We start from the raw sequence: 22,834 nt of genomic DNA, 5'->3' as shown, positions 1-22,834 counted from the left end.
CTCCCCGCCCCGCTGTGTGCTCCTGTGCCCTCACGCCGCCGCCAGGGGGACCGTATGGCCGTGGCGCAGGAGGTTCTTCGGGTCGTACGTCGCCTTGAGGCGGCGCAGGCGGTCGTAGACCTCTGGGGTCCAGGCGCGGGCGCGGTCCAGGGCGTCGCCGGGGCGGCCGTGGGTGTTGACCATGGTGAGGCCGGTGCTGTGCGGGGCCATCGCGGTGTACAGGTCGTGGTTGGCCGCCTCGACGGCCTCCGCCGCCTCCGGGTCCGTCAGGACGCCGACCGACTCCAGCAGGAACTCCGCGTCCCGCGAGCAGATCGCGTCCGGGGTCGCGCAGGGGCGGGCCAGCGCGCCGCCCATGTGGCGCAGCTCGACGAGCAGCAGCGGGTAGCCGGGCGGTGCCGAGGGGCCGCACGTCCGCAGTAGCGCCGTGATCGCCTCCGGCGTCAGTGCGGTCAGCAGGGCGCAGGACTCGCGGGCCGGGAGCGGGTCCCGCGGGTCCATGTGAATGCTGTCGATCGCCGTGTACGGGATGACGGACACGGTGTCCAGGGTCACCGGCGCGGCCGTGCGCAGCGGGGCGATGAGCCGCTCGCCCGCCTCCGGGGCGCCCGGCCAGGCGATGACGACCCGCGCCCAGAATCTGCCGCGCAGGGGTTCCGGGATGTCCGGGAGCGGGGGCAGACGCAGCAGGGTGTACCCGCTGCCCATCTCGTCCGGGACGGTCGCCGTCCACTCGGCCCAGGCGCGCAGCAACGGCTCGGCGTGCTCGCCGGGGCAGTAGAGGCCGCCGCCGAACAGTTCGGGGACCGGGACGAGTCCGGTGACCATCTCCGTCACCACGCCCACATTGCCCTTGCCGCCGCGCAACGCCCAGAACAGGTCCGGTTCCGCCTCCGCCGTGGCCAGGTGCAGGGTGCCGTCCGCGGTGCCGACCTGGAAGGAACGGACCAGGTCGGCGGCGTATCCGTAGGCGCGGCCCAGGACGGGGAGGCCGCCGCCGACGGTGTAGCCGACCGCGCCGGTGCCGGTGGAGGCGCCGGTGAGCGCGGCGAGGCCGTGCGGGGCGGCGGCCTCCAGGACGTCATGCCATTTCGCGCCCGCGGAGACGGTCGCGGTGCGGGTGCCGGGGTCGATACGGACGTCCGTCATACGCGAGGTGTTCAGCAGCAGGCCCTCGGTCACGGGGAAGTTGGCGCCGTGACCCGTCGCCTGCACCGTGACAGGCGTGTCCGTCGCCGCCGCCCAGCGCAGCGCGGCGACGATGTCGTCGGTGTCCAGCGCGCCTATCGCTATGTCGGGCGTGTGCGGGGCGGCCAGGTTGAAGCCGGTCACCTCCGGCGTGTAGGCGGGGTCGTCGGGGCGCAGGACCGGGCCCTTGACGCCGGAGAGAGCGAAGAGATCGGGTGTGCTCGTCATGGCGGTCTCCCTTGGTGATTCCAGGGTCTCGCCGGTGGGGGTGTGGTGCATGTGGGGGAGCAGCGTCGCGGGTGCACGTCGGTGGGGCTGAGGCAGGGCGTTCGCGCGGCTCGGCGCTACGAGGTGCCGCTGCGCCCACCCGTGCCGCCCCAGCGGCACGATTGCCCGCAGCTGAGTGGCCTGTGCGGCTGGACGTCCCGCCGCGGGTGTGCCTTCAGGGGCGCGGGGAACTGCGCGACCGGCCCCCCACGGTCCGCAGACGCCAGGCGGCATCGACCCGGCAGCCCCCTCCGCGCCCCGCCGCACCCGACGCCGCGTCGGCAAAGGCACCCGTCGGCCGGGCGTAGCTTAGGGACATGACGAAGTACGGATCGTTTCCCGGTACGCGGCCCCGGCGACTGCGGGGCACTCCCGTCATGCGCAGGATGGTCGCCGAGACGCGCCTGCACCCCGCCGACTTCATCCTGCCGGCCTTCGTACGGGAGGGCGTGAGCGAGCCCGTGCCGATCACGGCGATGCCCGGCGTCGTGCAGCACACGCGGGACAGCCTCAAGAAGGCCGCGGTCGAGGCCGTGGAGGCGGGAGTCTCCGGGATCATGCTGTTCGGCGTGCCGGAGGAGTCGAAGAAGGACGCCCTCGGCACCCCGGGCACGGACCCCGACGGCATCCTCCAGGTCGCCATCCGCGACGTCCGCGCCGAGGTCGGCGACGAGCTGCTCGTCATGTCCGACCTGTGCCTCGACGAGACCACCGACCACGGCCACTGCGGTGTCCTCGACGAACACGGCCGCGTCGACAACGACGCCACCCTGGAGCGCTACGCCGAGATGGCCCAGGTCCAGGCCGACGCAGGCGCCCACGTCGTGGGCCCCAGCGGCATGATGGACGGCCAGATCGGCGTCGTCCGCGACGCGCTCGACCAGATCGAGCGCGAGGACGTCGCGATCCTCGCGTACACCGCCAAGTACGCCTCCGCCTTCTACGGCCCCTTCCGCGAGGCCGTCGGCTCCTCGCTCCAGGGCGACCGCAAGACGTACCAGCAGGACCCCGCCAACGTCCGCGAGTCCCTGCGGGAGCTGGCCCTGGACCTGGAGGAGGGCGCCGACATGGTGATGGTCAAGCCGGCCGGGCCCTACCTCGACATCCTCGCGCGGGTCGCCGACGCCGTGGACGTCCCCGTGGCCGCGTACCAGATCTCCGGCGAGTACTCGATGATCGAGGCCGCCGCCGAGAAGGGCTGGATCGACCGCGACCGGGCCATCCTGGAGACGCTCACCGGCATCAAGCGGGCCGGCGCGCGCACCATCCTCACCTACTGGGCGACCGAGGCCGCCCGGATGCTGGGCCGTCAGTAGGCCAGCGCGGTGTCCTGGTCGCTCTGCCAGTACGTCACCGTCAGCGCGCTGTCGTAGTACACGCCCCGCGCGGGCAGCGGCGGCGTCGCCGAGGCACCGCCGCTGCTGTTCGGGGTCGCGCCCTGGAACGCGACCGTCAGGCGGTGACCGGTGCTGCCGCCCTGGCCGCTGCCGTCCGCCGCGGAGAGCAGCACGCCCGCGTAGCCGGACTCGCCGGGGGCCAGCGTCGGCACCGCCTGCGGCTTGGTCTCCTCGGCCGCCCGCAGCACCCACTGCATCTCGTCGAACCGCAGGACCGGGTAGTAGGTGAGGTGGCAGGGCCTGCTCCCGGTGTTCTCGACCGTGAGCAGCATGTGGTTGAGGGGGCGGGAGACCGGCTGGGCGGTGACCTTGGTGGTGGCGCCGTTGCAGGGGACGAGACCGGTGTCGGCCTCGCCGCTCGCGTCCGCCGAGTCGCCCGAGTCGGCCGAGCCGGCCGCCTCGCCCGCGCCGCTCGGCGCAGGGGAGTCGGCGCCCTCGCCGCCCGTGCCCTTGCCACCCCCGTCCCCGTCGCCGGCCCCGCCCGTGCCGGGGCTCGTCGCCGGCTGCTGTGTGCCCGGTGCGGTGGAGGGGGCCGTGGCCGTCGATCCGGCCGCGCCCTCGTCCCGGGTTCCCTCGCCGTTGTCGCACGCCGTGAGGGCGAGCACGGTCAAGGCGGCGCCGACGGTGGCGAGCAGGCGTGTGCGCATGGCTGATTCCTTTGCGGTGCAGGTGAGTTGCGACGGCCGCTCGACCGGAGAACGGGAGCGCCGTGCTTGGATGACCTGAGCTTGCGGGAGCCTTCGTCCCGGCCGCCACACCGCGCGGCCGACACGGGACGCTGGAACGCCCGAAGTGGGTCTGACCTGAGGAAACACCCGCCCCCTGGAACGGTGGGACGGGACACGGGGGAGGAGACACAGGTGTCCGAGAGCACGGCCGCGGCCGATTTCGCGGCGCTGCTGCGGGAGTTGAAGGTCCGCTCGGGACTGAGCTACGGCGCACTGGCCAAGCGGCTCCACCTGAGCACGTCCACCCTGCACCGGTACTGCAACGGGGACGCCGTACCGGCGGACTACGCCCCTGTGGAACGGCTCGCCCGCCTGTGCCGGGCCACCTCCGAGGAACTGGTCGCGCTGCACCGGCGGTGGGTGCTGGCGGACGCGGAGCGAGGGCGCAGAACGTCCGCGGGCCCGGCACCGGCCGTCGACGACGAGGTATCTGCCCCTGCGACACCGGCCGTACAGGAGGAGACAACTGCGCCCGCGCCACCGGCCGTCGACAACGACGAGGAGGCCACCGCACCGTCCGCGCCAGCTGCCCGCGAGGCCGGTGGATCCCGCCCGGCCCGCCCTCGTCGTCGTACCGCCGTAGCCGTCGGCGCGGGGATCGCCGTCGCCGGCGTGTTCGGGGCGGTGGCGCTGGCGGTGGGGCCGTCGTCGGGTGGGGAGGACGGCGGGGGCCGTGGCCCCGTCGCGGCCGCGTCGCACGGAGGCGGGGCTCATGCCGGTACGGCGTCCGGCTCGGCCCCGGCCTCCCCGGCCCCGTCCGCTCCCGCGTCGGTGTCCGCCTCCGCCTCCGCCACCACGTCTCCGGGCGCGAACCCTACCGGCGCGGCCGGGAAGCCGAGCGGGGACGCCACCCCGGGCTCTCCCTCCGCCCCGGCCGGAGGCGGAGCCGCGGCCGCCGAAGGCCCGCCGCTGACCGTGACGACGGAGCCGTACGCCTGGGAGGACCCCTGCTCCCAGCGCTACCTCGTCGACGGACAGCCGGACGAGGTGTCCCCGCCGCCGGTGGAGGACAACGCGAGCGCATGGGTGGGGGCGATGAGGGCGGTGTCCTCGGGGGAGCAGTACGTGAAGCTCACCGTGCAGGGGACGGGCGAGGAGACCGTGGTGGTCGACGGGCTGTCCGTGCGCACGGCCGGCCGGAGCGCGCCGCTCGCCTGGAACGACTACGCGATGGGCTACCCCGGCGTCGGCTGCGGCGGCGACGTGCCGGTCCGGTCCTTCACCGTGGCCCTGGACGCCGCCCGACCCGCCGTGCAACCGGTCGCGGGACACCGGGACTTCCCGTTCAAGGTGAGCGAGTCCGACCCGGAGGTGTACTACGTCAAGGCCGACGCCTCCGCCTACGACGTGCGCTGGTACCTGGTGCTGAGCTGGTCCTCCGGCGGCCGGCACGGCACGCTCACCGTCGACGACCAGGGCCGGCCGTTCCGCACGAGCGGCAACAACGGGCGGCCCGCGTACGAGTTCCCGCTGGGCGGCGAGGGCTGGGTGCCCGAGGGGACGACACCGCGGTGAGCGGTAGCCGCAAGTCCACATCATGAAAGACAAGTTGTAGGCGGCATATATGTGCCTAGGCTGCGGGCACGAGCCGTGTCGCAGCCGAAGGAGCCCCGCCATGACCGCAGCAGTCGCCCCCGCTCCCCTCCCGCCCCTCGCCGCGCGCACCGCGACGGTCGGCGGGTCGCCCGTACGCGACATCCTGGCGGTCACCGCACGCCCCGAGGTGATCAACTTCGCGGGCGGGCTGCCCGCGCCGGAGCTGTTCGACCGCGAGGGCATCGCCGCGGCCTTCCGCGACGCCCTGGAACACACCCCCGCCCAGGCCCTGCAGTACTCCACCACCGAGGGCGAGCCCTCCCTGCGCGCCGCGCTCGCCGCCCGCGCCACCCGCCGCGGGCTGCCCACCGACGCCGACGACCTGCTCATCACCACCGGCTCGCAGCAGGCGCTGTCCCTGCTCGCCACCGCACTCCTCGACCCCGGCGACACCGTCCTCGTCGAGGACCCCTGCTATCTGGCCGCCCTCCAGGTCTTCGGCCTCGCCGGCGCACGGGTCGTCCCCGTGCCGACCGACGCCGACGGCGTCGACCCGCAGGCCCTCGCCGACCTCGTCGCCCGCGAACGGCCCAAGTTCTTCTACACCGTCCCCACCTTCCAGAACCCCACCGGCCGCACCATGCCCGCCGACCGCCGCGCCGCCGTCGCGTCCGTCGCCCTGACGCACGGGCTGTGGATCGTCGAGGACGACCCGTACGGCGAACTGCGCTACGACGGCGACCATCTGCCGTGGATCGCCTCCCACGAAGGCGCCGCCGACCGCACCGTCCTCCTCGGCTCCTTCTCCAAGATCATGGCCCCCGGCCTGCGGCTCGGCTGGCTGCGCGCACCCGCCGCCCTGCGCCGCGCCTGCGCCGTCGCCAAGCAGGCCGCCGACCTGCACACCCCGACCCTCAACCAGCTCGCCGCCGCACGCTACCTGGACGTCCTGGACGCCCATGTGACCAAGGTCCGCGCCGTCTACGGCGAACGCCGCGACGCCCTGCTCGCCGGCCTGCCCGCCGCCCTCCCCCAGGGCTCCACCTGGCAGCGGCCCGAGGGCGGCATGTTCGTCTGGGCCCGCCTCCCCGACGCCTACGACACCACCGCCCTGCTGCCCGAGGTGGTCAAGCACGACGTCGCCTACGTCCCCGGCGCCCCCTTCTACGCCGGCACCCCCGACCCCGCCACCCTGCGCCTGTGCTTCGTCACCCAGACCCCCGACGAGATCGCCGAGGGCCTGCGCAGACTGGCACGAGGCCTTGGAGCGGCGTAAGAGGCCGGACTCAGTCCCACCAGAAGCGCCAGGCGCGCTCGCCGACCAGCCCCTTCGCGTACGCCCCGACACTGCCCGGACCGTCCTGCGTGACCACGTCCGGGCAGAACGCGAAGTGCTCCGCCGCGAGCGCCTCCGCCTGCTCGAGGTCCGCCGGAGGCGCGGCCACGGACACCACCAGCGTGTCGAAGCCCAGCGCGACGACCCGTATGCCGAACCGGTCCTCCCACGACCGCAGCACGGCACACAGCCGGGCCACGTCGTCGTCGTGGTTGAGCGGGCCCGTCCAGCCGATCGCGGCCGGTATGTCGGCGGAGCGCCGGGCCGGGACGAGCGCCAGATGCGGCCCCTCCTGCCACGGCCGCGACCCGTCGCACAACGAGTCGGCGACCTGCGCCGCGCACGAGCCCGGCTCGGCGGTGAGCGCCCCGGCGGGCGCGAGCCCCGGCCAGTCCGGCCCGAACGGCTCGGTCACCTCGGTGAGTTCCTCGTCCCACTCGCCCTCGTCGCCCTCCCAGTACTCGGCGAGAACGTCCTCGACGTCATGGTCGCCCGGATACGACACGCCCGCAGGATCCAACTCCCAGTCAGCAGGACCACCCTGACCGTCCCCCAGATCCACGAGCACCGGCAGCAGCCCCACTTGGGCCGCGGGCCCGCCCAGCACAGCCCAGTTCCCCGACGCGGCACCCTTCTCCGCATGCCACAACAACGGCTCGTGCCACGGCCCGTCGTCGGTCACGTCGACCAGCCGGCCCGGCGGCAGCCGCAGCCCTAGAGAACGCCCACTGGGATCGGCCGCCAGCCCCGGCAGCGGATTCGGAAGAGTCGCCATGCCCGGGACTGTACGGGCACCCACTGACAACGGCCCTTCTAGCCCCGGCACCGCTTCGTGTACGACCACGTCACCGCCGTCAGCAGGAACGGGACGGCGAACAGCGGGGCGAAGGTGACGGCCCAGACCGTATGGGCCGCGGCGCTCGTCATATAGGTCTGGCTCTCCACGGTGAACGCCACCACCAACTGCCACAGCGCCCCCAGGAGCAGCACGCCCGACGCCGTCCAGGCCACAGCCCCCAGCACCCGGGGCCGCAGCACGGACGGGCGATCGGTGACGAGCAACAGGGGAAGCAGCGCCGCCAGTTCGGTGAGGACCGACAGCCCCACGACGTACGCGATGCCCCACCCCGGGATGTCGAACACCTCCCGCAGGACCCGGTCCGAGTAGCCGACGTACACCCCCGACGCCATCGCGATCCGCCACAGGCCGGACGGCAGGGCGCACAGGGCGATCGCGTGGGCGGCGCGGCGCGCCCAGAGCGGGGCCGGAGCGGAAAGCAGAGCGGTCGCTGTCGTCATGCCCCTCATGCTGGCCGTGACGACAGCGACCTCACATCAGTCGCACCGGTGGACCCTCTCCGCCGCACGGCGGAGAGGCATCCTCCTCCTAGAGCCGCTCGGGCGTCCGGATACCCAGCAGGGCCATGCCCTGGTGGAGGGTGCGGGCGGTCAGGTCGCACAGGAAGAGGCGGTTCTCCGCCACGTCCTTCGGGGGCTGCGGCTTGATCACCGGGCACTTGTCGTAGAACGACGTGTACAGCGTCGCCAGCTGGAAGAGATACGCCGCCAGCTTGTGCGGGGCGTACTCCGCGGCCGCCTCGAACACCGTGTCGCCGAACGCGTCCAGGTGCAGCCCCAGGGCCCGCTCCGCCTCGTGCAGCTCCAGCTCCGGGTGCGCGCCGGGCCGTACGTCACCCGCCTTGCGCAGGATCGACTGGATACGGGCGTACGCGTACTGCAGGTACACGGAGGTGTCGCCGTTGAGCGAGACCATCTGGTCCAGGTCGAACTTGTAGTCCCGGTTCGGCGACGTCGACAGGTCCGCGTACTTCACCGCACCGATGCCGACCTGCTGGGCCCGCTCCTGGATCTCGTCCTCGGTCAGGTCCTGAGCCTTCTCCCGGACGACCTCGGCGGCCCGCTGCACCGCCTCGTCCAGCAGGTCCTCCAGCCGTACGGTCTCACCCTCACGCGTCTTGAACGGCTTGCCGTCCGCGCCCAGCACCGTGCCGTAGCCCATGTTGTGGGCGGTGACCTCGTCGGTCAGCCAGCCCGCGCGCCGCGCCGCCTCGAAGACCATCTTGAAGTGCAGCGACTGCCGCACGTCCACCACGTAGATCAGCGACGTCGCGTGCAGGTCCACGACACGGTTGCGGATCGCCGTCAGGTCGGAGGCCGCATAGCCGAAGCCGCCGTCCGCCTTCTGCACGATCAGCGGAACCGGCTGGTCGTCCTTGCCGCGGATGTCGTCGAAGAAGACGACCAGCGCGCCCTCGGAGCGCACCGCGACGCCCATCTCCTCCAGGAGCCGGGCGGTCTCCGGCATGCCCTCGTTGTACGCGGACTCGCCGACGATCTCCTCGTCGCGGATCTCCATGTCGAGCTTCTCGAAGACGGAGTAGAAGTAGACCTTCGACTCGTCCACGAACTGCTGCCACAGCTCGAGGGTCTCCTTGTCGCCGGACTGCAGGGCGACGACCCGCTTACGGGCCCGCTCCTTGAACTCCTCGTCCGCGTCGAACAGCACCCGCGAAGCCTTGTACACCCGGTTCAGGTTCGACATGGCCTGCTCGCCGTCGACCTCCGAGGCCGGAGCCAGCTCGCCCGGGTGCTCCATCAGGTACTGGATGAGCATGCCGAACTGCGTGCCCCAGTCGCCGATGTGGTGCCGGCCGATCGTCTTCTCGCCGGTGAAGTCGAGCATGCCGCGCAGCGCGTCGCCGATGACCGCCGACCGCAGGTGGCCGACGTGCATCTCCTTCGCCACGTTCGGCTGGGCGTAGTCGACGACCGTGATGCCGGGGTCCGGCTTGGGGGCCACGCCGAGACGGTCGCCGTCCTCGTAGCGCGCCGCGAGGTTCTCGGTGATCGCCCGGTCGGAGAGCGTGATGTTGAGGAAGCCGGGGCCGGAGACCTCGACGTCCTTGATCAGCTCCTCGCCCGTGACGATCCCGGCCACCACCTGCGTCGCCAGCTCCCGCGGGTTCGCCTTCGCCTTCTTCGCCAGCGCCAGGATGCCATTGGCCTGGAAGTCGGCCCGGTCGCTTCGTCGCAGCAGCGGGTCCGCGCCGGCGGCCTCCGGCAGGGTGGCCGAGAGGGCGGACGCGAGGTGCTGCTGGACGGAGTCGCTGAGGGACGTGACCGAGGCCATAGGAAGGGGTGCCGTTCTCCTCGTGGGGATGGATAGACCCACTCAGTATCCCATGGGGGGTAAAGCGGTTTTCCCGGCCGCAGGACGGTCTGTGACAATGGCAGCGTCACCCGTTCAGAAAGAAGGACGTGCCGATCGTGGCTCAGAGCACCGAGACCACCGACTGGGTCTCCCGTTTCGCGGATGAGGTCATCGAGGAGTCGGAGCGTCGGGCCCCGGGCAAACCGGTCGTCGTCGCGTCCGGCCTCTCCCCGTCGGGCCCCATCCACCTCGGCAACCTCCGCGAGGTCATGACCCCGCACCTCGTCGCCGACGAGATCCGGCGGCGGGGATATCAGGTGCGCCATCTGATCTCCTGGGACGACTACGACCGCTACCGCAAGGTCCCGGCCGGCATCGCGGGCGTCGACGAGACCTGGGCCGAGCACATCGGCAAGCCCCTGACCTCCGTGCCCGCCCCCAAGGGCTCCGCCCACCCCAACTGGGCCGAGCACTTCAAGGCCGCGATGATCGAATCGCTGTCCGAGCTGGGCGTGGAGTTCGACGGCATCAGCCAGACCGAGCAGTACACCTCGGGCGTCTACCGCGAGCAGATCCTGCACGCCATGCGCCACCGCGGCGACATCGACGCGATCCTCGACCAGTACCGCACCAAGAAGGCCCCCGCCAAGAAGCAGCAGCAGAAGCCGCTCGACGAGGCCGAGCTGGAGGCCGCCGAAGGATCGGGTGCCGCCAGCGAGGACGACGGCTCCTCCGGCTCCGCCGGGTACTTCCCGTACAAGCCGTACTGCGGCAACTGCGACAAGGACCTGACGACCGTCACCTCCTACGACGACGACTCCACCGAGCTGACGTACGTCTGCACCGCGTGCGGCTTCTCCGAGACCGTCCGGCTGAACGAGTTCAACCGCGGCAAGCTCGTCTGGAAGGTCGACTGGCCCATGCGCTGGGCGTACGAAGGCGTGATCTTCGAGCCCAGCGGCGTCGACCACTCCTCGCCGGGGTCGAGCTTCCAGGTGGGTGGCCAGATCGTCGGGATCTTCGGCGGCAAGCAGCCGATCGGTCCCATGTACGCCTTCGTCGGGATCTCCGGCATGGCCAAGATGTCCTCGTCCCGCGGTGGCGTGCCCACCCCGGCCGACGCCCTGAAGATCATGGAGCCGCAGCTCCTGCGCTGGCTCTACGCCCGCCGCCGGCCCAACCAGTCCTTCAAGATCGCCTTCGACCAGGAGATCCAGCGGCTCTACGACGAGTGGGACAAGCTCGACGCGAAGGTGACGGACGGCTCCGCCCTCCCGGCCGACGTGGCCGCGCACTCCCGTGCCGTCCGCACCGCCGCCGGTGAGCTGCCGCGGACCTCACGGCCGATGCCGTACCGCACCCTCGCCTCCGTCGCCGACATCACCGCCGGACACGAGGACCAGGCCCTGCGCATCCTCACCGAGCTCGACCCCTCCCGGCCCGTGGGCTCCCTCGACGAGGTCCGCCCCCGCTACGACAAGGCCGAAGCGTGGATCAATACCCACGTCCCCGCCGACCAGCGCACCATCGTCCGCACCGAGCCCGACACCGAGCTGCTGAAGTCCCTCGACGACGCCGGCCGCGAATCCCTGCGACTCCTCCTCGACGGACTCGCCTCGCACTGGTCGCTCGACGGACTGACCCACCTCGTCTACGGCGTCCCCAAGGTCCAGGCCGGATTCTCCGCGGACGCCACGCCCAAGGAACTCCCCCCGGAGATCAAGACCGCCCAGCGGACGTTCTTCGCACTGCTCTACCACCTGCTCGTCGGCCGTGACACCGGCCCGCGCCTGCCCACGCTGCTGCTGGCCGTCGGCCAGGACCGCGTCCGGGCACTGCTCGGAGAGTGAGTCACGCATGAAGAAGGGGCCCTCTCACGAGGGCCCCTTCCGTATGTCCGGGCTCACGCGATGTGCTCGTCCGCCAGCTCCGCGTTCAGCCGGTTCGAGAAACGGTTCACCATGCGCTTGGCCTCCGCCTCGGGCAACGCGATCCCGTACGTCGCCTCCACGTCCGCCATGAACCCGCGCGGCGTCGGCGCCCCGTTCCCGCTCTTTATCGACTCGCGGAACACCTGGTAGTACGCCTCCTCGTCCGGCTCCGAGCCGCCACCCTCACCCAGCTCACGCGTCCGGCCCGGCCCCGCCGGCACCGGGAAGCCACCCGTCTCCTCACCCGAAGGCCCCTCGGAGACAGGCTCCTCCTCATGAGGCGGGAACGGCGACTCCTCGTACGGCGGCCCGTACAGCTCCGGATCGAAGTTGGGGTCGTAGCCCCCGTGGTACTCCACCGCATGCGGGTCCCGGGCGTGCAGCCACGGATTCTGCTCCGGGTCCGCGTCCGCGTCCACGGCCCGCTCCGGCGCGGGCAACTGCTGCTGCGCCGGCACCGGCACGGCGGCGAGCCGCGGCTGCTGAAGCTGCTGGGCCTGCTGCGCCTGAGGCGCCGGCGGGATCAGCGCCGGCTCGATGCCCGCCGCGGCCAGCCCCGCCGGAGCCGTCTCCGCCAGCGGCACACCGTACCGCGCCAGCCGCAGCGGCATCAGCGACTCCACCGGAGCCTTACGCCGCCACGCCCGGCCGTAACGGGACCGCAGCCGCGCCTGATAGACCAGCCGCTCCTGCTCCAGCTTGATCACCTGGTCGTAACGGCGCAGCTCCCACAGCTTCATCCGCCGCCACAGCAGGAACGTCGGCACCGGGCTCAGCAGCCAGCGGGTGATCCGGACACCCTCCATGTGCTTGTCGGCCGTGATGTCCGCGATCCGGCCGATCGCATGCCGCGCCGCCTCCACCGCGACCACGAACAGCACCGGGATCACCGCGTGCATACCCGTACCCAGCGGGTCCGGCCAGGCCGCCGCGCCGTTGAACGCGATCGTCGCCGCCGTCAGCAGCCACGCCGTCTGCCGCAGCAGCGGGAACGGGATACGGATCCACGTCAGCAGCAGGTCCAGCGCCAGCAGCACGCAGATACCCGCGTCGATACCGATCGGAAAGACGTAGGAGAAGTTCCCGAAGCCCTTCTTCAGGGCCAGCTCGCGGACAGCCGCGTAGGAACCCGCGAAACCGATGCCGGCGATGATCACGGCACCGAAGACGACCACGCCGATGAGAACGCGGTGCATCCGTGTCAGCTGTATGGGCGCGGCCACCCGTACTCCCCTCCCACTGCGTGCTGTTGTGCGGGCAACAGAGTGGCACACATGTGCGGGGAACGGGTGGCCGGACCGGGGTGATGCTGTCGGCGTCAGCCCTTACGCGTCGACGACTTCGACGAACTCCGCGAAGTCGACGACGACTTGGAGGCCGACGGCTTCTTCAAAGACGTACCCGACGAGGTCGACGCGGACTTCGACGGCGACTTCGTCGCGGACGGAACCTTGGCGTCGGCGTCCCCACTGACCGCGCTGTTCGCCTTCAGCACGGCCGCGACAGCCTCCTTCGCCGCCTTCTGGGCGTCCTTCATCAGCTCGTCCGCGTCCGGCGTCCTGTCACCCGCCAGACCGGCACCGTTGTAGTCCACCGTGACCACCACGTTCTCCACCCGGGCCACGACCGTCTGCTGCTTGAAGGACCCCTCCTTCTTCTTCAGGTCGTACCGCACCGCCGTCGCCTCGTCACCGATGCCCGCGACGGGAGCCGACTTCACGTTCTTCGCACCCGTCACCGCCCGCGCGTCCTCGACCTGACCCTCGTAGTACTCCGCGGCCAGCTCGTCACCCGCGCCGCGCGCGACGTCCGACTCGAAGCGCAGCATCGAGACGTTCAGCCAGCGGAACTGCGAGCCCTTCACGCCGTTGTTGTCCAGGCTGTCCCAGGAACAGCTCGCCCGGGACTCCAGATCGTCCGAACTGCCCTCCTTGCCCGACTTGCGGGCCTCGGGCACCAGATCCTCGAGCGTCTTGTCCGACAACACGTCACACGCCTCCGGCAGCGTGCCGTACGCGGCCGCCCGCACCGTCGGCGACGGGCTCGCCGTCACACTCGGGGACGTCTGCTTGGCGTCGCCGCCGTCCGAGTCCGAGCCGGAGGAGCAGGCCGCGGCCAGCAGCACCACGGGGAGGGCGGCGGCACCGACAAGGACGCGGCGACCCCGCATCACTCGCTGGGCACGCTGTTCAGACCGGTCGGCTCGCTGTGCTCGTCGCTGCATGGTTCCTTCACTCATGACGCTCGTGGTTCCTGCGGTCGGATCGGGTCCGAGGGGCCACGGTACGCGGTACGCGACACCCACGGCCTTCCTTCGGACGCATCACCGGACGGCACGGGCCGGCCGCACAAGTGGCTCAACCCGACAGGGAGTCGGCGAGCCGGGACGCCAGTTTCCGCGCCCTGTCCTGCATTTCCTGGCTGTCCGGGGCCGTGCCGATGGTCGCCGGCTGCTCCTCGTACTCGATGGTCACGATGACGTTCGACGTGCGGAACGCCACAGTGACCGTACGGCGCTCGGCCGTCGAACCGGAGCTGCCGAGCTCGTCGTCGACGAACGCCTCGTCACCGAGGTCGTCGAGCAGCCGGGGCTGGAGGGCGGTGGGGGTGGAGGAGGGTGAGGGGGAGGCCGAGGCCGAGGGGGAGGAGCCGACGCTCGGGCTGCCGGAGGGGGACTTGGCGGACTTGCTCGGGGAGGGGCCGGCGCCGGGGCTGCCGTCGGCGCCGGCGGCCTCGGCATCAGCCTCGGCACTGGTCTCCGTGCCGGTCTCCGTGTCCGTGGCGATCGGCTCCGGGAGGTCCGCGGCGGTGACCTTCGTCGCGAAGAGGGCCTCGGCCTCGCTGTCGTCGCTGACCGCCGTGTCGTACGACACCACCCGCTCGAAGTCGATCAGCAGGTGGTCCGTGGCCGTCGCCGACTCGACCTTCCAGCGGCAGCCGACCTTGCGGTCCGTGTCGTACGTGAGCGTCGCCTCACCCTCGTACGCCTGCTCGCGCTGGACCTCGTCGGGGATCTCGCGGATGCCGGGCAGGAGGGTGTCGAGCGTGTCGCGGCCGACGGCTCCGCACGGCTCGGGGAGCGTGCGGTAGCGGCCCGGCTCGACGTCCGTGACCGTCGTGCCGGTGTCCTCCGGGTTGGAGCCGTCGGAGGTGGCGTCGCCGCCGGAGCCGCCTGTGCAGCCGGCCAGCAGCGCCGCGAGCAGGGCGGCGGTGCCGGGTACGTAGGCCTTCCGCTGCACGGTCGGGCTCCTCTCGGTCGATGTCCCCGCGGGTGCCGGCCGCCGCTTATTCGGTTGCCGGGCGGGGGTGTCACCCGCAGACAATGTGTATCGCACGCAATGCCGTGGACGCCGGTCCGTCATCCCTTTCATCGACCTTGGCGCCGGTTTTGCGATTTATGGCTTCTGATTGCTTTCCGGGGGAATGAGGACGATATGTCGTACGTCGAGGTGCCCGGCGCCAAGGTGCCCATCCGCATGTGGACCGACCCGACGACCGTCGAGGACGTCGCCATGCAGCAGCTCCGCAATGTCGCGACCCTGCCCTGGATCAAGGGCCTCGCGGTCATGCCGGACGTCCACTTCGGCAAGGGCGCCACCGTCGGCTCCGTCATCGCCATGCAGGGCGCGGTCTGCCCGGCGGCGGTGGGGGTCGACATCGGCTGCGGGATGTCGGCCGTCAAGACGTCCCTCACGGCGAACGACCTTCCCGGGGATCTGTCTCGGCTGCGGTCGAAGATCGAGCAGGCGATTCCGGTGGGGCGGGGGGTGCATCAGACCCCCATGGAGCCGGGGAGGTTTCATGGGCTCGCCACGGCCGGGTGGGATGACTTCTGGGTGCGGTTCGACGGGGTCGCCGAGGCGGTGAAGTTCCGTAGGGGGCGGGCGGCTACGCAAATGGGAACCCTTGGCCAAGGAAATCATTTCGTTGAGCTTTGTGTCGATTTGTCCGGTTCGGTGTGGCTCATGCTGCACTCCGGGTCCAGGAACATCGGCAAGGAGCTGGCCGAGCATCACATCGGCGTGGCGCAGAAGCTGCCGCAGAACCAGGGCCTGATCGACCGGGACCTCGCCGTCTTCGTTGCGGACACCCCGCAAATGAGGGCGTACGAGCATGATCTCTACTGGGCTCAGGAGTACGCCAAGTACAACCGGACGATCATGATGGCGCTCTTCAAGGACGTGATCCGCAAGGAGTTCAAGAAGGCCAAGGTGACCTTCGAGCCTGAGGTGAGCTGTCACCACAACTACGTCAGCCGCGAGCGCTACGAGGGTATGGACCTGCTCGTCACGCGCAAGGGTGCGATCAGTGCCCGGGCGGGGGAGTACGGAATCATCCCCGGCTCCATGGGCACTGGTTCGTACATCGTGAAGGGCCTCGGGAACGAGAAGTCCTTCAACTCGGCCTCGCACGGCGCCGGTCGGCGCATGAGCCGCAACGCGGCCAAGCGGCGTTTCTCGACGAAGGACCTGGAGGAGCAGACACGGGGCGTGGAGTGCCGCAAGGACTCCGGCGTCGTGGACGAGATCCCGGGCGCCTACAAGCCCATCGACCAGGTCATCGACCAGCAGCGGGACCTTGTGGAGGTCGTGGCGAAGCTGAAGCAGGTCATCTGCGTGAAGGGATGACGCAAGGGGCCCCGGCCGATGCCGGGGCCCCTCACCTGGTCACTGCTCGCTGGGCAGTGGTGTTTGGCCTGTGCGGAGACGCCAGAGGCGGAGGTTGCAGCTCTGGACGGTCCTGCCGAGCTCGTCGGCTGCTGCTGTCGGACTGTTCAGTTCGAGCAGGATGCGGTCTTCCTGCTCGGACCATCGGCGCCGGGTGTACTCGGCCCGCATGCCGGCAGGTCGGGTCCAAGCGGCCAGGGAGTCGGCTGCTGTGCGCTTGCGTGCCAGGGAGAGACAGCCGGGGTAGTAGAGGTGGGCCGCCAGGCGCTGGGCGGGCTCCATCGCGTAGTAGGCGTTGTAGATGCTGTCTCGGGCGTTGCGCGTGAGGACGCGCTCGGCGCCTGTCACTTCCTTGGCGTAATCGCACAGCTGGGTTGCGATGGCAGTGCTGGCCGTGGTGAGAGCGACGAACGGGAAACCCTTTCCCGTGAAGCCGACCGAGCCGTCAGCGTCGATGAGGCCGCGAAGGTAGTCGCGCGCTGAGTGCTCGACTTGCGGCGGGGCGATGGTCGTCGACTTCCGGCCGTAGGGCAGGCCGAGTTCGTTGAGGCGGGTCCTGGCTTCGAGGGAGCACAGGCTCCAGACGGCTGAGGTGTGAGTCTCGGAGAAGTTGGTCGACCGCGTGCGTTCGGTGATGCTGCTGTAGTACGGCGTGAGCTTCTGGAACTCGCGCAAGAGGTCGACGTCCCGAGCGTTGATCTCGACCGTCAGTTTCCCCTTCTGCCCGGCCCCCTTCGCCAGGTGCCCGTCCGCCTGCAAGAAGCCGAACATGTACGCGTACTCGGGGACCCTGAGGTCCATGAACTGGTGAGGGTTAGGCTCGCAATCAGCCATAGGGAAGCCTCCACTTCCTGATGGTCAGGCCCTCGGTCGGGATGCCGCCCGGCCGGGGGCCGTTGACTTGGTTGTGGAGCGAGCCTAGGTCGGTAGTTCGGAGGCCGTTCGGGTGATCGAGGATCATCACCCGTGTGAGTTACTTCGCGTGCATGACCGCGTAGATCATGACGAGCGCCACGATGTGGATGCCGAAGAGGAAGTAGGCGAGCCACATCCACATCTGGCGTTCGTCGCGTTTTTCGCGGGCCCGGCGGGCCTGGCGGTGGGCCGGGGATTCGGGGTCCGTCACGGCTGCTCTCGGTGGACCTTGGTGTTGGAGGCCTGGGCGCGGGGGCGGACGACCAGGAGGTCGATGTTGACGTGGCTGGGGCGGGTGACCGTCCAGGTGATCGCTTCCGCGACGTCGTCGGCCGTGAGGGGGTCGGGGACGCCCGCGTAGACCTTTTCCGCCTTCGCCTCGTCGCCGCCGAAGCGGGTGAGGGCGAACTCGTCGGTCTTGACCATGCCGGGGGCGACCTCGATGACGCGGACCGGGCGGCCGACGATCTCCAGGCGGAGGGTCTCGGCGAGGACGTGGGCGCCGTGCTTGGCGGCGACGTAGCCCGCGCCGCCCTCGTAGGTGCCGTGGCCGGCGGTGGAGGAGACCACGACGACCGTGCCGTCCCCGCTGGCCTCGAGCTTGGGGAGCAGGGCCTGGGTGAGGTTCAGGGTGCCGATGACGTTGGTCTCGTACATCGTGCGCCAGTCGGCCGGATCGCCGGTGGCGACGGGGTCTGCGCCGAGGGCGCCGCCGGCGTTGTTGACGAGTACGCCGATGGTCCTGAAGGCCGTCGCGAACTCGTCGACGGCGGCGCGGTCGGTGACGTCGAGCTGGTACGCGGTGGCGGAGTGGCCGGCGGCGTTGATCTCCTCGGCCAGTGCCTCGATGCGGTCCTTGCGGCGTGCGGTGAGCACGACGCGGTAGCCGGCGGCGGCGAGCTGCCGGGCGGTGGCGGCGCCGATTCCGCTGCTCGCACCGGTGACGACGGCGATGCGGGAGGCGGCGGACGGTGCGGCGGTGGCCATGGGGCTGCTCCTCGTGCTGGCGTTCGTACGTCGGGCTTCCGCCAGGATAGGCGGCGTGTTGCCGCGGATGACGTGGAGTTTCGTGGGGCGGACGGCTCAGCCGTTGCGTGGGGCCCACATGATGACGGCCATGCCGGTGAGGCAGATCAGTGCGCCCGTGATGTCCCAGCGGTCGGGGCGGTAGCCGTCCGCGATCACGCCCCACAGGATCGAGCCGGCGACGAAGATCCCGCCGTAGGCGGCGAGGATGCGGCCGAAGTGGGCGTCCGGCTGGAAGGTGGCGACGAAGCCGTAGGCGCCGAGGGCGAGGACGCCGCCGGTGATCCACAGCCAGCCGCGGTGTTCGCGCAGGCCCTGCCAGATGAGCCAGGCGCCGCCGATCTCGAAGAGGGCGGCGACGACGAAGAGGGCGGCGGAGCGGAGCACAAGCATGGGGGCAGCTTGGCACGGTGGGGGCTGTCACCTGTTGGAGGGCGCCTGGGGGCGGGTGGGCCGGGGGATAGATGGCCGTGCGTACCGGGTGGACATCGGGTGGCCCGGCGTAGTGCGGGAGTGAGGGCTGGTGAACGGCATGTGGGCGGTGGCGCGGCGGCTTGTGGTGTGCGGTGTGGTGCTGGGGCTGGCTGGGGCGGGGGTGTCGGGGGCGGGTGCGGTGAGCGGGCCGGGGTTGTCGGGGGACGGTCGGGAGGTGGGTGTGGCGCCGGGGGAGGCCGATCTGGCGTATCACGGGGCTGCCGTGATGGCGGACGGGCGGATGCGGGTGTGGTTCGTGGCGCGCAATCACGGGCCGGAGGCGGTGTCGGATGCGACGGTGCGGCTGCGCTGGTCGGTGCCGCTGGGTGTGCGGCAGGTTCTGCCGGAGGGGTGTGTGCGGGCCGGTGTGCGGGTGGTGGTGTGCCGTACGGGGGAGCTGGCGGCGGACGGGTTGGGGGAGCGGGTGGAGCTGGCGGTAGGGCTGCGGGGTGTGCCGGCGGAGGTGGGGCTGGAGCTGGACACGGTGTGGGGTGGGGGTGCGGTGGACCGGAATCGGGGCAACGACCGGCAGCGGGTGCTGGTGCTGGACACCGGGGACACGTACTACTTCTGAGCGTGCGGTGGCTGGTGGTCGTAGTGCTCGCGGGCGCGGTGGACCTCGTCGAAGTGGGTTTCGGCCCAGTCCTTCACGGCGGTCAGGAGGAGGGCGAGGCTGTGGCCGAGCGGGGTGAGTTCGTAGTCGACGCGGACGGGGACGGAGGGGGTGACGGTGCGGGTGAGGATGCCGTCGCGTTCGAGGGAGCGCAGGGTCTGGGTGAGCATCTTGGGGCTCACTCCGGCGATCTTGCGGCTGAGGTCGCTGTAGCGCATGGGTGTGGGGGCGAGGGCGGAGACGACGAGGCTGACCCATTTGTCGCTGATGCGGTCGAGCAGTTGGTTGGTGGGGCAGGCCTTGATGAACGCGTCGTATTCGGCGCGGGCCTGTTCGCGGCGCTGGGCGGCGGTCTGGGTGGCCATGGCTCTCCTCTGCGCTCCCCTTGGGGTGCGGTAGGCACCTTCAGGTAACTACTTCCTTCTGGATAGTAACTCTTCCTAGGGTTGTGGTCACGGGGCGGGAAGCCCACAAGTGATCGTGAACCGGGGAGAGTTGAGATGCGTGCTGCAGTGGTGACGGAGTTCGGCGGTCCTGAGGCCGTGCGGATCGTGGACGCGCCGGTGCCCGAGCCGGCCGCGCGGCAGGTGCGGATCAAGGTCGCGGCGGCCACGCTGAACCCGGTGGACGCCGGGGTGCGCTCGGGCGCGTTCGGCGGGGCCGGCACGCAGGTGGGGCTCGGCTGGGATGTGGCCGGCACGGTGGACGCGGTGGCCGTGGCCTCGGCGTGGCAGGTGGGCGAGGAGGTCGTGGCCCTTCAGTACGGCGTGGCGAAGGCGCTGGGCACGCATGCGGAGTACGTCGTCGTGGACACGGACGCCCTCGCCAAGGCGCCGGCGTCGGTGGACCCGGTCCACGCGGCCACGCTCCCGCTGAACGCGCTGACCGCCGCCCAGGCCCTGGACCTGCTCGACCTGCGGCCTGGGCAGTCCCTGCTGGTGACCGGCGCGGCCGGCGCGGTCGGCGGCTTCGCCGTCCAGCTCGCCGCGCACGCGGGTGTCACGGTGACGGGGCTGGCCCGCGAGGCCGACGAGGACCTGGTCCGCTCGCTGGGCGCCTCGGCGTTCCTGACCGAGGGCATCGCCTCCGGCTTCGACGCGGTACTGGACGCGGCGGTGCTGGGTGAGCGGGCACTGGCCTGGGTGCGCGACGGCGGCGCGTACGCGGGCGTGATCCCGCAGGCCGAGCCGTCCTCCGTGCGCGGCGTGCGGGTCGCCGCGGTCGAGGTGAGCCCGGACGGCTCCCGCCTGGCCGAGCTGGCGCGGCTGGTCGACGACGGCGTACTCACCCTGCGGGTCGCCGAGACGATCGCCCTGGAGGACGCGACGAAGGCGCACGCGCTGCTGGCGGAGGGCGGGGTGCGGGGGCGGGTGGTGCTGGTGCCGTAGCCGTCGCCGCAGGGGACGGTGCGGAGGGGTCGTCGACGGCTCAGTGTCCGGCGATCACAAGCCCGCCCCCGTCTCCGGAAACGACGTGCGGACCGTGAAGCCGATCACCGAGCCGCCGGCCTCTCGGGGGTAGGCGAAGGGGGCGCCGCCGTGGGCGAGGGCGACTTCGCGGACGATGGAGAGGCCGAGGCCGGAGCCGGGGAGGGCGCGGGCGTCGGGGGCGCGGTAGAAGCGGTCGAAGACGCGGTGGAGGTCGTCGTGGTCGATGCCGGGGCCGCGGTCGAGGACCTCCACGCGGACGGGGAGTCCTTCGCCGGGGCCGCCGGTCACGCGGATCTCGATGGGGGTGGTTCCGGTGCGGTCGAACTTGGCGGCGTTCTCGACGAGGTTGGACACGGCCCGGGTGAGGGAGCCGGCGCGGCCCTGGGTGATCGTCACTCCGGTCGCCTGCACGTCGATGTCCCGGCCCGTGCGGCGGCGGGCGAGTGCGGCGACGTCCTCGGCGATGTCGGCGAGGTCGACCTGCTGGGGCGGTTCGCTGTCGGACTGGCCGGCGGCGAGGTCGACGAGTTCGTTGACCAGGTCGGTGAGTTCGCGGGCTTCCTGGCCGAGGTCGGCGACGAGTTCCTCGCGGGCCTCGGGGGGCAGTTCGTCCATCCGTCCGAGCAGGGAGATGTTCGTACGGAGGGAGGTGAGCGGTGTGCGTAGTTCGTGGCCCGCGTCCTGGACGAGGCGTCGCTGGTCCTCCTCCGACTGGGCGAGGCGGCCCAGCATGCGGTCGAAGGCGCGGCCGAGGCGTCCCACCTCGTCGTTGCCGGAGACGGGTACCTCGATGCCGAGGCGGCGGGTGCGGGCGACGGCTTCCGCGGCGGAGGTGAGGACGACGAGGCGGCGGGTGATCCGCCAGGCGAGCCACCAGCCGAACAGGCCGGCGCCCAGGACGACCGCGCCGACCAGCACCAGGGTGCGCTGCTGGAGCACGCGCAGCAGGTCCTCGGTGTCGCTGAACTGCTGCCCGACCTGCACCGCGCCGCGTCCGCCGCCGAGTGCGACGGTCGCCACGCGGTAGACGTCGTCGCCGACGCCGACGCCTTCGTGCACCACCAGCCGGCCGGCCGGTTCGGCGCCCGCGATGCGCCGGTCGTCCTCGCCGACGGGCAGGCCAGGGCTGCCCTCGTCGAAGACGTGGCCGTCGGGTCCCAGCACCTGGACGTCCGTGCGGGCGGGGCGGACCAGGTCGTGGCCGGGCGCCGAGGAGAAGTCGGCCGGGATCATGCGGCCGCGCCGGACCTCGGCCCGTACGTCCTGCACCACCTCGTCGAAGACGGTCTGCTGGTCCACGCGCACGAGCCGGGCGGCGGCGCCGTAGGACAGGATGCCGACGAGTACGGTGACGCCGGCGGTGACCGCGGCGAAGGACAGGGCGAAGGTGGTGCGCAGCGACACCAGCCGCCAGCGGCGGCCGCCGCTCACTCAGCCCTCCCGCAGGACGTAGCCCACCCCGCGGACCGTGTGGATCAGCTGCGGGGCGCCGGGCTCGTCGAGCTTGCGGCGCAGGTAGCCGACGTAGACGGCGAGGTTCTTGGAGCCGGGCCCGAAGTCGTAGCCCCAGATGCGGTCGTAGACGGTGGCGTGGTCGAGGACCGTGCCGGCGTGGCGTACGAGGAGTTCCAGGAGTTCGAACTCGGTGCGGGTGAGCTCCAGTTCGCGCCGGCCGCGCCAGGCTCTGCGCGCCTGCGGGTCCATCCGCAGCCCGGCCGCCTCCAGCGTGCCCTGGGCGGGCTCGGGAGCGGCGGGGGTCTCGGGCGGGGGGCTGGTGCGGCGCAGCAGGGCGCGCAGGCGGGCGAAGACCTCTTCGACGTCGAAGGGTTTGACGACGTAGTCGTCGGCACCGGCGTCCAGGCCGGCGATCCGGTCGGCGGTCTCCACCAGCGCGGTCAGCATCAGGATGGGCGTGCGGTCGCCCTCGGCGCGCAGGGTGCGGCAGACCTGGAGGCCGTCCTTGCCGGGCATCATCACGTCGAGGACGAGCACGTCCGGTGGGGTCCGGTGCGCCTGCTCCAGGGCTTCGATCCCGTCGGCGACCGCGGTCACCTGGTATCCCTCCAGGGTGAGGGCGCGCTCCAGGGCGTGCCGGATCGCGCGGTCGTCTTCGGCGAGCAGAACAGTCGGGGCCACCCGCCCAGTGTGGCAAAG

Annotated in this window: 22 protein-coding genes; 7 read left to right on the top strand and 15 right to left on the bottom strand. The window is 71.5% G+C overall.

From position 1 onward, the window contains the following. Positions 1-30 precede the first annotated feature (30 nt). A complete protein-coding gene (locus RKD23_RS16600; RefSeq protein WP_424854366.1) occupies positions 31-1,416 on the bottom strand; it encodes an FAD-binding oxidoreductase in 1,386 nt (461 codons plus the stop codon). Positions 1,417-1,772: 356 nt separating this feature from the next. Between RKD23_RS16600 and hemB the strand changes: the two genes are divergently transcribed. Continuing rightward, a complete protein-coding gene (gene hemB, locus RKD23_RS16595; protein ID WP_424854365.1) occupies positions 1,773-2,771 on the top strand; it encodes a porphobilinogen synthase in 999 nt (332 codons plus the stop codon). Here the strand turns inward: hemB and RKD23_RS16590 are convergent. Continuing rightward, positions 2,765-3,499, bottom strand: coding sequence for a DUF4232 domain-containing protein (locus tag RKD23_RS16590; protein ID WP_424854364.1), 735 nt, complete (start codon positions 3,497-3,499; stop codon positions 2,765-2,767). The two genes, hemB and RKD23_RS16590, sit on opposite strands and share 7 nt — an antisense overlap. Before the next feature lie 213 nt (positions 3,500-3,712). Between RKD23_RS16590 and RKD23_RS16585 the strand changes: the two genes are divergently transcribed. Both RKD23_RS16585 and RKD23_RS16580 read left to right on the top strand, forming a co-directional pair. After that, positions 3,713-5,095 carry a helix-turn-helix domain-containing protein gene (locus RKD23_RS16585; RefSeq protein WP_424854363.1) on the top strand — a complete coding sequence of 461 codons (1,383 nt, stop codon included), beginning with the start codon at positions 3,713-3,715 and terminating at the stop codon, positions 5,093-5,095. Between the two features lie 100 nt (positions 5,096-5,195). Further along, positions 5,196-6,392 (top strand): PLP-dependent aminotransferase family protein, encoded by a 1,197-nt coding sequence (locus RKD23_RS16580; RefSeq protein WP_424854362.1) that lies wholly within the window; start codon positions 5,196-5,198, stop codon positions 6,390-6,392. A 10-nt stretch (positions 6,393-6,402) separates the two neighbouring features. Here RKD23_RS16580 and RKD23_RS16575 read toward each other — a convergent pair whose 3' ends face one another. The 3 genes from RKD23_RS16575 to argS all read right to left on the bottom strand — a co-directional run bounded on the left by RKD23_RS16575 (position 6,403) and on the right by argS (position 9,603). Further along, positions 6,403-7,227, bottom strand: coding sequence for a DUF4253 domain-containing protein (locus RKD23_RS16575; protein WP_424854361.1), 825 nt, complete (start codon positions 7,225-7,227; stop codon positions 6,403-6,405). A gap of 38 nt (positions 7,228-7,265) precedes the next feature. Then, the gene (locus RKD23_RS16570) at positions 7,266-7,751 is read right to left on the bottom strand and encodes a hypothetical protein (RefSeq protein WP_424854360.1); all 486 of its coding nucleotides are present in this window, start codon (positions 7,749-7,751) and stop codon (positions 7,266-7,268) included. Between the two features lie 88 nt (positions 7,752-7,839). Further along, positions 7,840-9,603, bottom strand: a complete 1,764-nt coding sequence (gene argS, locus RKD23_RS16565; RefSeq protein WP_424854359.1) for an arginine--tRNA ligase — start codon at positions 9,601-9,603, stop codon at positions 7,840-7,842. A 128-nt stretch (positions 9,604-9,731) separates the two neighbouring features. Between argS and lysS the strand changes: the two genes are divergently transcribed. Further along, positions 9,732-11,474 carry a lysine--tRNA ligase gene (lysS, locus tag RKD23_RS16560; protein ID WP_424854358.1) on the top strand — a complete coding sequence of 581 codons (1,743 nt, stop codon included), beginning with the start codon at positions 9,732-9,734 and terminating at the stop codon, positions 11,472-11,474. Between the two features lie 53 nt (positions 11,475-11,527). On the opposite strand, the gene RKD23_RS16555 is transcribed toward lysS, so the two are convergent. From RKD23_RS16555 to RKD23_RS16545, 3 genes are all read right to left on the bottom strand, one after another. After that, on the bottom strand, positions 11,528-12,778 hold the full coding sequence (locus RKD23_RS16555) for a DUF2637 domain-containing protein (RefSeq protein WP_424854357.1): 1,251 nt from the start codon (positions 12,776-12,778) through the stop codon (positions 11,528-11,530). A 95-nt stretch (positions 12,779-12,873) separates the two neighbouring features. After that, positions 12,874-13,794 carry a DUF3558 family protein gene (locus RKD23_RS16550; protein WP_424854356.1) on the bottom strand — a complete coding sequence of 307 codons (921 nt, stop codon included), beginning with the start codon at positions 13,792-13,794 and terminating at the stop codon, positions 12,874-12,876. Positions 13,795-13,912: 118 nt separating this feature from the next. Continuing rightward, positions 13,913-14,794 carry a DUF3558 domain-containing protein gene (locus tag RKD23_RS16545; RefSeq protein ID WP_424854355.1) on the bottom strand — a complete coding sequence of 294 codons (882 nt, stop codon included), beginning with the start codon at positions 14,792-14,794 and terminating at the stop codon, positions 13,913-13,915. A gap of 195 nt (positions 14,795-14,989) precedes the next feature. Between RKD23_RS16545 and RKD23_RS16540 the strand changes: the two genes are divergently transcribed. After that, positions 14,990-16,183 (top strand): RtcB family protein, encoded by a 1,194-nt coding sequence (locus tag RKD23_RS16540; RefSeq protein WP_424854354.1) that lies wholly within the window; start codon positions 14,990-14,992, stop codon positions 16,181-16,183. 39 nt (positions 16,184-16,222) lie between these two features. Here RKD23_RS16540 and RKD23_RS16535 read toward each other — a convergent pair whose 3' ends face one another. The 4 genes from RKD23_RS16535 to RKD23_RS16520 form a co-directional block, all read right to left on the bottom strand. Continuing rightward, positions 16,223-17,056 carry an LAGLIDADG family homing endonuclease gene (locus RKD23_RS16535; RefSeq protein WP_424854353.1) on the bottom strand — a complete coding sequence of 278 codons (834 nt, stop codon included), beginning with the start codon at positions 17,054-17,056 and terminating at the stop codon, positions 16,223-16,225. A 139-nt stretch (positions 17,057-17,195) separates the two neighbouring features. Continuing rightward, a complete protein-coding gene (locus RKD23_RS16530) occupies positions 17,196-17,348 on the bottom strand; it encodes a hypothetical protein (RefSeq protein WP_404044111.1) in 153 nt (50 codons plus the stop codon). Beyond that, positions 17,345-18,124 carry an SDR family NAD(P)-dependent oxidoreductase gene (locus RKD23_RS16525; protein ID WP_424854352.1) on the bottom strand — a complete coding sequence of 260 codons (780 nt, stop codon included), beginning with the start codon at positions 18,122-18,124 and terminating at the stop codon, positions 17,345-17,347. The genes RKD23_RS16530 and RKD23_RS16525 overlap by 4 nt, the downstream gene beginning before the upstream one ends. Positions 18,125-18,220: 96 nt before the next feature. Next, entirely contained in the window at positions 18,221-18,556 is a 336-nt protein-coding gene (locus tag RKD23_RS16520) for a YnfA family protein (RefSeq protein WP_424854351.1), read from the bottom strand. Positions 18,557-18,818: 262 nt separating this feature from the next. Between RKD23_RS16520 and RKD23_RS16515 the strand changes: the two genes are divergently transcribed. Next, positions 18,819-19,211: a hypothetical protein gene (locus tag RKD23_RS16515; protein ID WP_424854350.1), complete on the top strand. Its 393-nt coding sequence runs from the start codon at positions 18,819-18,821 to the stop codon at positions 19,209-19,211. Here RKD23_RS16515 and RKD23_RS16510 read toward each other — a convergent pair. Continuing rightward, positions 19,202-19,615 (bottom strand): winged helix-turn-helix transcriptional regulator, encoded by a 414-nt coding sequence (locus RKD23_RS16510; protein WP_424854349.1) that lies wholly within the window; start codon positions 19,613-19,615, stop codon positions 19,202-19,204. The two genes, RKD23_RS16515 and RKD23_RS16510, sit on opposite strands and share 10 nt — an antisense overlap. Before the next feature lie 135 nt (positions 19,616-19,750). Between RKD23_RS16510 and RKD23_RS16505 the strand changes: the two genes are divergently transcribed. Next, positions 19,751-20,638 carry an NADP-dependent oxidoreductase gene (locus RKD23_RS16505; protein ID WP_424854348.1) on the top strand — a complete coding sequence of 296 codons (888 nt, stop codon included), beginning with the start codon at positions 19,751-19,753 and terminating at the stop codon, positions 20,636-20,638. Positions 20,639-20,692: 54 nt separating this feature from the next. On the opposite strand, the gene RKD23_RS16500 is transcribed toward RKD23_RS16505, so the two are convergent. Next, positions 20,693-22,111, bottom strand: coding sequence for a HAMP domain-containing sensor histidine kinase (locus RKD23_RS16500; RefSeq protein ID WP_424854347.1), 1,419 nt, complete (start codon positions 22,109-22,111; stop codon positions 20,693-20,695). Next, positions 22,112-22,816: a response regulator transcription factor gene (locus tag RKD23_RS16495; RefSeq protein WP_424854346.1), complete on the bottom strand. Its 705-nt coding sequence runs from the start codon at positions 22,814-22,816 to the stop codon at positions 22,112-22,114. Positions 22,817-22,834 lie beyond the last annotated feature (18 nt).

This window comes from Streptomyces sp. SAI-170 (genome assembly GCF_049739565.1).
Taxonomy (GTDB): Bacteria; Actinomycetota; Actinomycetes; order Streptomycetales; family Streptomycetaceae; genus Streptomyces.
This window is presented reverse-complemented; position numbering and strand designations above follow the sequence as displayed.

Excerpts from the sequence above, each read along its gene's own strand:
- RKD23_RS16550 (WP_424854356.1), bottom strand. The coding sequence starts at position 13,794 with ATGAGTGAAGGAACCATGCAGCGACGAGCACAGCGAGCCGACCGGTCT.
- argS (WP_424854359.1), bottom strand. The coding sequence starts at position 9,603 with ATGGCCTCGGTCACGTCCCTCAGCGACTCCGTCCAGCAGCACCTCGCG.
- RKD23_RS16510 (WP_424854349.1), bottom strand. The coding sequence starts at position 19,615 with ATGGCCACCCAGACCGCCGCCCAGCGCCGCGAACAGGCCCGCGCCGAA.
- RKD23_RS16600 (WP_424854366.1), bottom strand. The coding sequence starts at position 1,416 with ATGACGAGCACACCCGATCTCTTCGCTCTCTCCGGCGTCAAGGGCCCG.
- RKD23_RS16575 (WP_424854361.1), bottom strand. The coding sequence starts at position 7,227 with ATGGCGACTCTTCCGAATCCGCTGCCGGGGCTGGCGGCCGATCCCAGT.
- RKD23_RS16580 (WP_424854362.1), top strand. The coding sequence starts at position 5,196 with ATGACCGCAGCAGTCGCCCCCGCTCCCCTCCCGCCCCTCGCCGCGCGC.
- RKD23_RS16540 (WP_424854354.1), top strand. The coding sequence starts at position 14,990 with ATGTCGTACGTCGAGGTGCCCGGCGCCAAGGTGCCCATCCGCATGTGG.
- RKD23_RS16505 (WP_424854348.1), top strand. The coding sequence starts at position 19,751 with ATGCGTGCTGCAGTGGTGACGGAGTTCGGCGGTCCTGAGGCCGTGCGG.
- hemB (WP_424854365.1), top strand. The coding sequence starts at position 1,773 with ATGACGAAGTACGGATCGTTTCCCGGTACGCGGCCCCGGCGACTGCGG.
- RKD23_RS16520 (WP_424854351.1), bottom strand. The coding sequence starts at position 18,556 with ATGCTTGTGCTCCGCTCCGCCGCCCTCTTCGTCGTCGCCGCCCTCTTC.
- RKD23_RS16570 (WP_424854360.1), bottom strand. The coding sequence starts at position 7,751 with ATGACGACAGCGACCGCTCTGCTTTCCGCTCCGGCCCCGCTCTGGGCG.
- RKD23_RS16590 (WP_424854364.1), bottom strand. The coding sequence starts at position 3,499 with ATGCGCACACGCCTGCTCGCCACCGTCGGCGCCGCCTTGACCGTGCTC.
- RKD23_RS16535 (WP_424854353.1), bottom strand. The coding sequence starts at position 17,056 with ATGGCTGATTGCGAGCCTAACCCTCACCAGTTCATGGACCTCAGGGTC.
- RKD23_RS16525 (WP_424854352.1), bottom strand. The coding sequence starts at position 18,124 with ATGGCCACCGCCGCACCGTCCGCCGCCTCCCGCATCGCCGTCGTCACC.